This window comes from uncultured Aquabacterium sp. (assembly GCF_913773725.1).
GTDB lineage: Bacteria > Pseudomonadota > Gammaproteobacteria > Burkholderiales > Burkholderiaceae_C > Aquabacterium.
The window spans coordinates 1-8,460 of record NZ_CAJYGK010000059.1 but is presented as its reverse complement, the minus strand read 5'-3'; the positions used below and the strand labels follow the sequence as shown (position 1 = coordinate 8,460).

Here is an 8,460-nt window from a genome sequence, read left to right as displayed (position 1 = left end):
GGGACATGGCCTCGAACGAGGCGCATGTCCCTCATGGGGTCCCGTGAACGCAGTGATGAAGGTGTGCCAGGGACCGGCTCACCAACCGCTGTAGTTCAGCAGCAGGTCGGCGATCACCTGGCGACGTGGCAGATCGAGGCCGTCGAAGTCCGACAACCCGTTGAAGTGGCAGCGCTTGAGCATGGCACCGCCCTCGCGCGCGTTGTAGAAGCTGACCATCGCGGACAGGAACATGCGTTCCCCGCTGCTCAGGACGCCGAGGGCGTCGTTGAGGCGCAGCATGTCGGGACGCAGATCCCACTTGCTCTTGGCCTGGTTCAGACCTTCACGGGTGCCATCGCCAAACCATTGCGGGCCGGCGATCTCGACACCACGCTTCCATGCCTCGAAAAAGGCTTGGGGCGCGGCGCTGAAATGCCGTTCTTCCCGAACGATCTGATCGACGACTTCCTGTGGCAGTAGCTGGTTCATGACGTGATTCCTCCAGTTGGATCAGGGAATGGCGAGCTGGGACCAGCCGCCTCTTTCGAGGGCACGTTGAGCCGCGGCATGGCTGCGGAAGTACTCACGAGATTCCCGCGAGACGGGACCTTCGGTATCGCGCGTGCCGATGTAGTGGCCGGCGGCGCTGTGCAGGACTTCGAGCGGCAGGAACTTGCCGCAGTAGGTCAAGGCCAATTGACCGAATCGGCCGAAAGAGGCTTGCTGGGACATGGATGGGCTCCTTGGAAAAGCGGGGCCCTGTCCCTCACGGGATGGCAGCTCCCGCACGCGGTTGAAAAAAAGCATCAGCGTCTTGGGGACGCGCGTCCGCGCAATGGATGCGATGCGGACTGGTGGGTTGCGCGGAGAGAACCCCGCGGCAGCCTGAAACCCTGGCTGCTGGCATGTGCTGACGAATCAGCGAACATGCGGACAGCTTCGTGAGGGTGCCGCGCCACGTCAGTTGGAAATCGGCATCTGGTCCAGCCCCGATTGATGTGCGCAGGGACAAAGAAAAGCCCCGCAACGAGTGCGGGGCGGTCATGACGGTGCGGTGAGGCTGGATCAGCGGGGCTTGTCGCCCAGGACATGCTGCTTCCAGATGGCGAATGCCTCGTCCGCTGGCAGCTCGGCCAGGATGACGATGGGCTGGTCCTGTCGGCTGCGCAGCTTTGCGAAATATGCCGCGCGTTCGGCAATGGCCTTGAGCTTGATGCCCTTGAGGAACAGCAGCCGGCCGTCCTTGATGAACAGCACCTTGTTGCCGATGTCGCGGTTGAACGCGGTGCGCAGCTTGCGCTCTGCGTGCATGGCATCGGCCAACTGGTCCACGAGGAAGTCGAGCGTCATGTCGATGAGAAGTGGCTCGTCGTCCTCGCGCTCGACGTCGAGCGATGCCGGCGGCAGGCTCTTGGCAAATTCCTCGGCTTGGGCCAGCAGCGCGGCCTGGCCTTGCAACGCGCGCACGAACGTCGAGCCGCCGTGTCCGTCATTGCGGGCTTCGGCGATGGGCCTGCCGTCGAACATGACGGTGGCGGTGAAGCACAGCGTTTCCTCGCTCGCGAAATCCGCGACCTTGAGGTTCTTGAGCGTGATGCGGTCTTGTCGGGTGATGGTGTCCATGGAAAGTCCTGATATCGACCGGGTTGACGACACGCCCCTGACGGGACGCGGCATACATCCCGTGGGTTGGAGGAAGGTGGCATCGATGCCCGGTGGGCAGCGTTCGCCGGAGAGATGCCGGGGCGAACTGGCGGGTGGCGTGGGAGGAACCCACGGCAGCCTTGACACCCTGGCTGCTGGCTGTTGCCGATGCGTCGGCAATGCAGGAGGGAGGATCACGCGGCCCGCCGGCCGCGTCGTGCATCAATCCGAAGCGCTCGATCCCGTCTTGTGCAGGCACTGCACCAGCCGCTGGCCCAGCCACGCGACGCACGGCACGGCCATGGAGTTGCCGATCGCCTTGTAGCGCGGCGCGTCGGCGGAGGGCCTGCCGCGGTACGGCACCAGCGTGTAGTCGTCGGGCATGCCTTGAAGCCGCTCGCATTCGACCGGCATCAGCCGACGCACCCGCCACTGCGACCAGTCGCCCGGACCGGGGTTATTCCAGTCGTAGCGGAAATGTGCCTCGAAGTCCGGTGCCAGCACATGGGGCTTGTCGGCACCGCCGCTGCTGGTGCGCAGCGCGGTCGAGACGCCATCGCCCAGTTCAGCGGCCAGGCCTTCGGTGCGACCGCGCAGCGCCACGCCGATCACCATCGGCCGGCCTTGGCCCGGCTTGCCGCCACCCGTGGAGAGCGTCCCGGCAAGCTGGCCGTGGCCGGATTCCAGCCGCAGCTCGCCGCGCGAGTTCTGCGCGAACGCGATGGCCGGCACCACGCCGGCGTTCGCGTGGCTGAGGCGATGTCTGCCGGCACGCAGCGTCGGTGCATGGTTCGTCGTCGCATCCGCCCCGCAGCCCTGTGCGGTGAAGGCAATGATCGGCACACCCTTGCCGGTGCCGTCCTCGCTGCAGCCCTTGCCGCCGTTGGCGGTGCTGAGCGTGTGGCTGATGCTGCCCGCGATGGACTGCGCCACGAAGGTCTCGACCTCGAAGTCGTTCTTCGGGCCGGGCGCCGCGGTCAGGCAGGCCGCGACGTCGATGGGTCCTGCGGTGTTGCCCCCGCCGAATCCGAACGTCACCGTGGCCTTGCCGTAGGGCTGCTTCAGTCCTGCATATCCCGAGTACCAGCCTGCTGCCGCAGCGCCCGATCCAGCAGCGCCGGCAGCGTCTTGCCACGGCGCGAAGCCCGGCGAAGAATCCCCGCGCAGGCCTGGGCGCTCAAAAAGTACCTCGGCGGGATCGACGCCACCTCCACCACTTGCCACAAGAAACACGCGACGGCGCCGTTGGGCGACGCCGAAATATTGAGCATCGAGCAAGCGCCAGGCGATGCGGCGCCGGGGTCCAGACACACAACCTGCGTGCGCCCATTTTTGCCCTGGCGGTTCGAGCGCACGGCTTTCGCCGGCCAGTGCGCCCAGGAAGTGTCCGAAGGCGTTGCTGCAGTCGCTGAGGACGCCGGGGACGTTTTCCCAGACGAGCGTTGCCGGCGGGCGGCGGTCTTGGCGGCGGGTTTGGTCGATGGCATTTGCAAGCTCCACATAGGCAAGGGTCAGGGCGCCGCGCGGGTCAGCCAGGCCACGGCGGGCGCCGGCCACGCTGAACGACTGGCACGGCGTGCCGCCGACCAGGAGGTCTGGCGCGGGCACGGTGCCGGCGCGGACCTGGCGGGCGATCGTGGTCATGTCGCCCAGGTTGGGCACGAGGGGGTTACGGTGGGCGAGCACGGCGCTCGGGAACGGCTCGATCTCGGCGAACCACGCGGCTTCGAGGCCGAGCGGTTGCCAAGCGAGGCTCACGGCCTCGATGCCGCTGCAGACGCTGCCGTAGAGCAGCGGCGTGTTGCGTGGCGGTGCGCAAAGTTTCGGGTGCATGTCGGTCTCCTGTTCGTATGGCGCAGGGCCATCGCCCTGGCCGGGGCGTTGAAAGGCAGGAGAAAGGCGCCGAAGGCCCCAGGGGCCTTCGGCTCGGGAGGAAAGAAGAACCACCCGTGGGCTGATTGGCAGGCCCGGTCGTCGCTAGAACCGTCTGCTCATCCAGCAATCACACCCGGCCCATGTCGTGGCTGGGGCCGGCATCGTCTGGCGCACATCCGCGCACAAAGGGAGCCCGTTTTTGCGCCGGCGGGCACCGGCACCGAATACCGCTGACCACGAAGGGTCTCCGGGTGGCTCGCACAGGCAAGCCATCGGGGGACCCTTCGCAGCGTGCGGAAGAGATGCGGACGGGGAGAACGCGCGGGGTGCGGTTCGCGGAGAAGCTACCTTCAGGTCCCGCGGCCGGGGGCGGCTGAACGGGACGCGCACACGGACAAGAAGGCGTTGCGCGCTGGGCGTCCCGCAGGGCATGCGGAACACGGGCCACGCCGCCGATGGCGGGCACGGCTCACGGGGAACGGGGGTCGGTCAGGAGCCTTTGCGGCCGCTCTTGCGTGGGCGCGAGGCACCACGCTTGGACGTGCCGGTTTCGACCGGCAGCGTGCCTTTGCAGTCGGGATAGCGACTGCACGACCAGAACGGGCCGCTCTTGCCGGTGCGTTGGCGCGTGGGCGCGCCACACTGCGGACAAGCCGGTCCTTGGGGCACCTTGATGGACAGGGACGTGCTGCCGTACTGCGCGATCAACTGCGAAATCCATGCAGCCTGCTTGCCGATGAACACATCCAGGGTGAGTTGTCCGGCCTCGATCATGTCCAGCGCCTGTTCCCAGACGGCGGTGGTGCCGGGGTCGGCAATCGCCGCGGGCACGGCGTCTATCAGCGTGAGCGCCGCATCCGATGCGCGGATGGAGCGTCCCTTCTTCACGATGTAGCCGCGGGCGATCAGCCCGCTGATGATGTTGGCCCGGGTCGCCTCGGTGCCGATGCCCGTCGTGTCCTTGAGCTTCTGCTTCAGGCGCGGGTCGGTCACGAAACGCGCAACGCCCTTCATCGCCTTGACCAGTTCGCCCTGGGTATAGGGCTTGGGCGGCATCGTCTTGAGGGCCTTGATGTCGGCCCCGGCGACCTGACATGCCATCCCGTCGCGCAATGCGGGCAGCACCTGGCTGCGCGGGGCATCGCCGTCCTCGTCGGCGCTGCCTTCACGTTCTGGCTCGGCCAGCACCAGGAGCCAGCCCTTGACGACGACCTGCTTGCCCGTGGCCACCAGCTTCTGCTGGCCGCAGGAGAGGTCCGCCACGGTGCGGTCGAACTCGTGGTGCGGGAGGAACTGGGCCAGGTAATGCGCCCGGATCAGCCGGTACACCGCCTGCTCCTTCTCGCTCATGGCGGAGAGGTTCGCGGGTTCGAGCGTCGGGATGATGCCGTGGTGCGCCGTCACCTTGCTGTCGTTCCAGGCGCGCGAGCGCTGGGCGCGGTCGAGCTGGCCCATGATCGGGGCCAGCGTGGGATCGGTCTTGAGCAGGCTGTCCAGGACCGTGGGCACCTCGGCGAACATGCTTTCGGGCAGGTAGCCCGAATCCGAGCGCGGGTACGTCGTGGCCTTGTGCGTCTCGTACAGAGCCTGGGCGATCTCCAAGGTTTCCTGCACGTCCAGCCCAAGCTGCTTGGAACAGACTTCCTGCAAGGTGCCCAGGTCGAACAGCAGCGGCGGGCCTTCGCGCACGCGCTCGGTCTCGACCGACACCACCTGGGCACTGCCCGCGGCGCGGATCTGTTGCGCGGCCTGCTGTGCGACGGGCTGCTGCAGGCAGCGGCCGGCGTCGTCGGTGCTGGCGTCGGGTGCCACCCACTGCGCGGTGAACGTCTGACCGCCTGCGGACAGGGACACGTCGATGGCCCAGTACGGCACGGACACGAAGGCCGCGATCTCTCGGTCGCGGTCCACCACGAGTTTGAGCGTCGGGGTCTGTACACGCCCGACCGACAGCACGCCGTCGTAGCCGGCCTGCCGCCCGAGCACGGTGAACAGCCGGCTGAGGTTCATGCCGACGAGCCAGTCGGCGCGCGAGCGCGCCAGCGCCGAGTAATACATCGGCAGCGTCTCGGCCGAGGGCCGCAGCTTGGCGAGCGCGGTGCGGATGGACGCATCGTTGAGCGCCGACAGCCACAGGCGTGCTATGGGGCCGCGGTATCCGCACAGGTCGATGATCTCGCGGGCGATCAGTTCACCCTCGCGGTCGGCATCGGTGGCAATGACGAGATGGGTCGCCTTCGCCAGAAGCGTTTTGACGACCTTGAATTGCGTGGCGGTCTGCGGTTTGACCTCGACCCGCCACTGCTGAGGGATGATGGGCAACTGCTCCAACGACCAGCGCTTGAGCGCCGCGTCATAGACCTCGGGTGCTGCCGCTTCGACGAGATGGCCGATGCACCAGGTGACCGTGACGCCGGAGCCGTTGAGGCAGCCTTCACCGCGCTGCGTGGCGCCGAGAATCCGGCCGATGTCTTTGCCCTGGGAGGGCTTCTCGCACAGAAACAGCCGCATGTCCGTCCATCCGCTTCCCGTTGTTCATGGAGTTGCTGGGATCGAGGATGCCGAGCGCCTGTTGGGGCAGCAGCAAACAAGCTGCATGCGGCAGCGACCGCTTTCACGAGATGGGATGGCTGAGGCGGGGATGGCGTGCGGCCGGCGATGTGCGAGTCGGGAGCCGCGATGTTCGGGAGCGCGTGGAAGCCGGTGGACGCTGGTGGCGCTGTCCCCTGGGGATAGCTCGCGAGGACATGGGGGGCGGCAACGTACTGCGGCCGCCCCCCCGTCGGATCACTTCCTGCGCTTGGGCTCCTTCGGCGCAGCCGGTTCCTGGGCGGCCTGGGGCTTGGGCTGCGCGTCCTGTGCGGTCTCCTGCGATTTGGGGCTCAGGACGACGGACTCGATGCGGAACGGCAGGATGCCGACGCTGCGCGCGTTGATCTGCCAAGTCTCACGTGGCTGATCCTCGTTGTCGGTCCAGGGTTCGCGCTCCATGCGGCCGACGACCAGCACGCGCATGCCCTTCTGGTAGAGGTCCTTCCAGTGCGCGGCGTCGCGGTGCCAGATTTCCACCGGCGCCCAGAAGCCGCCGCGATCCTCATAGTCGCCGCCCTTGGTGGGAACGGGGTTGTCGAAATACACGTTCAGCCGCAACAAGCGCCGCGGTTCGTCGTTGCCGTTGGGGAACTCCCGGTACTCGGGGGGCGAGCCGATGTTGCCTTCGCCCGAAAAATGCGTGCTCATGTTGCAATCTCCTTGGTGGTTGAAATACCCGCACCTGGTCGGCGCCGGGCGCGTGCTGGGATGCCCGGCGCAATCACCGATCGCGCATTGCGGCGGGAAAGGACGTGAGCCGGCGCAGGTAGGCGTCTTCCGCCTCGGCGGCCTTGCTGGCGCACTCCTACGCCTGCCTGCCCAGGGTGTGCAACAGGCTGATCTGCATGTTCAGCGTGATGCGCTGCAGCTCGATCGCGTGCAGGTCGGCCAGCAGGTTGACCGGCGTGCTGGTGCTCGCCATCAGCTCCTGCCACAGGGCCACGCCCATGGCCGAGCGGTCGTGCCTGCGCCAGCGCAGGAACGTCGTTCCCGCGCCAGTGGTCTGCTGGGCCAGTTCCACGGGCAGCAGGTGGAAGGGATGCCCACTGGTCTGTTGCAGCACTTGTCGCTGCGCCAAGCCGATCAACTCGTCGCGCATGGCGAAGCACTGGCCGGCCCAGGCCTCCAAGTCCCCTTTACCTTTAAAAGGCTTTAAAAGGCCTTTTAGAGAGGCCGCGTGTTCCAGGCGCATGAAGGCTCCCTGTTGCAGGCCCCGGAAGTAGCGGGTCGGCTGGTTCAGATCGCTCATGCGGATTCGTCCTCGCCGGCAGTGGCTGCGTTTTCGGACGGGTCGGCAGCAGCGGCCGCATCACCATCGACGCTGGTAGCGGCTGCGGCAGGACTCTCACCGCGCTGTTGCAGACCACGGCGCACGATGGGTGGCGCAAACTTCGAGCGGCGCGTGCCTTCGAGCACGTCCTGCGGCAACTCGCCGAACTTCTCCAGCGCGGCCCGCGCTGCCGCATTCTTCGCCGCGAAATCGTCGCGGGTGCAGCCCGAATAGCGATACTGCTGGGCCAGCGAGAACAGGCTGCGCAGCGCGTGCGCGCCCTCGTTGAGCCAGCGCTCTAAGGTGCTGCGGTCGATCAGCGCGGTGTGGTGGGCGAGGATCAGCTTGCGCGCGATGTCGTCGTAGTCGGCCAGGAGATAGACAGCGGCAAAGCCCAACTGCGCATTGACGAACAGCGGCAGCTTGACGGGCTGCACGTTGAGGTTCTCGCCCAGGGTCAACGCGGCGGGCACGCCGGCCAGGGCCTGGTCCACCTGTTCGCGCAGCGTCTGCAGCGTGGTCTTGGTCTGGTCGAGCTTGTCCTCGATGCGCAGCATCCACCAGTCGCTGTACGGGTCGTCCTGCTCCGAGCCGCGCTTCATTTTGTTCATGACGGCGATGTAGCCGTTCAGGCCGACGATGCCCGGTCGCCCCTCGGCGGCGGCGCGGCCATGCCAGATGCGCGAGGCGTGGTGGGTGTGCAGCGTCAGCGACATTGCGCTGCGCAGGGAGCCGAGGTTGAGTTGCAATGGTTCGTTGCTGGTTGCCATGGTGATCGCTCGCTGGTGGACAGGGAGCCGCCAGCATCCGCATGCGGCGGAAGGCAGTCAGTCAACAAACCGAAATGAGCCGGCCCCCGGTTCTGTGCGCGCTGGCGGCGCAGCGCGCAACGGTCCCCTGGGGACCGCTCCGCAGATGGGCATTCACGTTGGCGCTCCGGGCCTCGGTCGTCGACGGGTTGCGTGCTGCACCGCACGTCGCGCTGTCGTTCGACACCATCCTTCGCAGCACGGCCGTCCCCAGGGGACCGTTCCGCTGAGCGCCATGGAGGTTTGCTTCATGGCCTTGCCAGGCGCTTTGCCCAGGTTTCGCGCAGC

General features: G+C 67.1%; 7 protein-coding genes and 1 pseudogene. All 8 read right to left on the bottom strand.

Annotation, left to right across the window (positions count from 1 at the left end; translation table 11 throughout):
* Positions 1 to 78: 78 nt before the first annotated feature.
* The gene (locus QZ709_RS07460) at positions 79 to 471 is read right to left on the bottom strand and encodes a hypothetical protein (protein WP_003050375.1); all 393 of its coding nucleotides are present in this window, start codon (positions 469 to 471) and stop codon (positions 79 to 81) included.
* A gap of 21 nt (positions 472 to 492) precedes the next feature.
* Positions 493 to 714 (bottom strand): hypothetical protein, encoded by a 222-nt coding sequence (locus QZ709_RS07455; protein WP_003120032.1) that lies wholly within the window; start codon positions 712 to 714, stop codon positions 493 to 495.
* A gap of 333 nt (positions 715 to 1,047) precedes the next feature.
* Positions 1,048 to 1,605 carry a hypothetical protein gene (locus QZ709_RS07450; RefSeq protein WP_023108433.1) on the bottom strand — a complete coding sequence of 186 codons (558 nt, stop codon included), beginning with the start codon at positions 1,603 to 1,605 and terminating at the stop codon, positions 1,048 to 1,050.
* 243 nt (positions 1,606 to 1,848) lie between these two features.
* The gene (locus QZ709_RS07445; protein WP_038204406.1) at positions 1,849 to 3,459 is read right to left on the bottom strand and encodes a DNA cytosine methyltransferase; all 1,611 of its coding nucleotides are present in this window, start codon (positions 3,457 to 3,459) and stop codon (positions 1,849 to 1,851) included.
* 531 nt (positions 3,460 to 3,990) lie between these two features.
* The gene (locus QZ709_RS07440; protein ID WP_033962290.1) at positions 3,991 to 6,012 is read right to left on the bottom strand and encodes a DNA topoisomerase III; all 2,022 of its coding nucleotides are present in this window, start codon (positions 6,010 to 6,012) and stop codon (positions 3,991 to 3,993) included.
* A gap of 276 nt (positions 6,013 to 6,288) precedes the next feature.
* Positions 6,289 to 6,741, bottom strand: a complete 453-nt coding sequence (locus QZ709_RS07435) for a single-stranded DNA-binding protein (RefSeq protein ID WP_003120036.1) — start codon at positions 6,739 to 6,741, stop codon at positions 6,289 to 6,291.
* A 73-nt stretch (positions 6,742 to 6,814) separates the two neighbouring features.
* Positions 6,815 to 7,342 (bottom strand): annotated as a pseudogene (locus QZ709_RS07430) (DUF3158 family protein).
* Entirely contained in the window at positions 7,339 to 8,133 is a 795-nt protein-coding gene (locus QZ709_RS07425) for a PFL_4669 family integrating conjugative element protein (protein WP_003090099.1), read from the bottom strand. Before QZ709_RS07425 ends, QZ709_RS07430 begins: the two are co-directional and overlap by 4 nt.
* Positions 8,134 to 8,460: the final 327 nt, after the last annotated feature.

Coding starts and splice junctions, on each gene's coding strand:
- QZ709_RS07450 (WP_023108433.1), bottom strand. CDS start 1,605: ATGGACACCATCACCCGACAAGACCGCATCACGCTCAAGAACCTCAAG.
- QZ709_RS07460 (WP_003050375.1), bottom strand. CDS start 471: ATGAACCAGCTACTGCCACAGGAAGTCGTCGATCAGATCGTTCGGGAA.
- QZ709_RS07445 (WP_038204406.1), bottom strand. CDS start 3,459: ATGCACCCGAAACTTTGCGCACCGCCACGCAACACGCCGCTGCTCTAC.
- QZ709_RS07440 (WP_033962290.1), bottom strand. CDS start 6,012: ATGCGGCTGTTTCTGTGCGAGAAGCCCTCCCAGGGCAAAGACATCGGC.
- QZ709_RS07435 (WP_003120036.1), bottom strand. CDS start 6,741: ATGAGCACGCATTTTTCGGGCGAAGGCAACATCGGCTCGCCCCCCGAG.
- QZ709_RS07425 (WP_003090099.1), bottom strand. CDS start 8,133: ATGGCAACCAGCAACGAACCATTGCAACTCAACCTCGGCTCCCTGCGC.
- QZ709_RS07455 (WP_003120032.1), bottom strand. CDS start 714: ATGTCCCAGCAAGCCTCTTTCGGCCGATTCGGTCAATTGGCCTTGACC.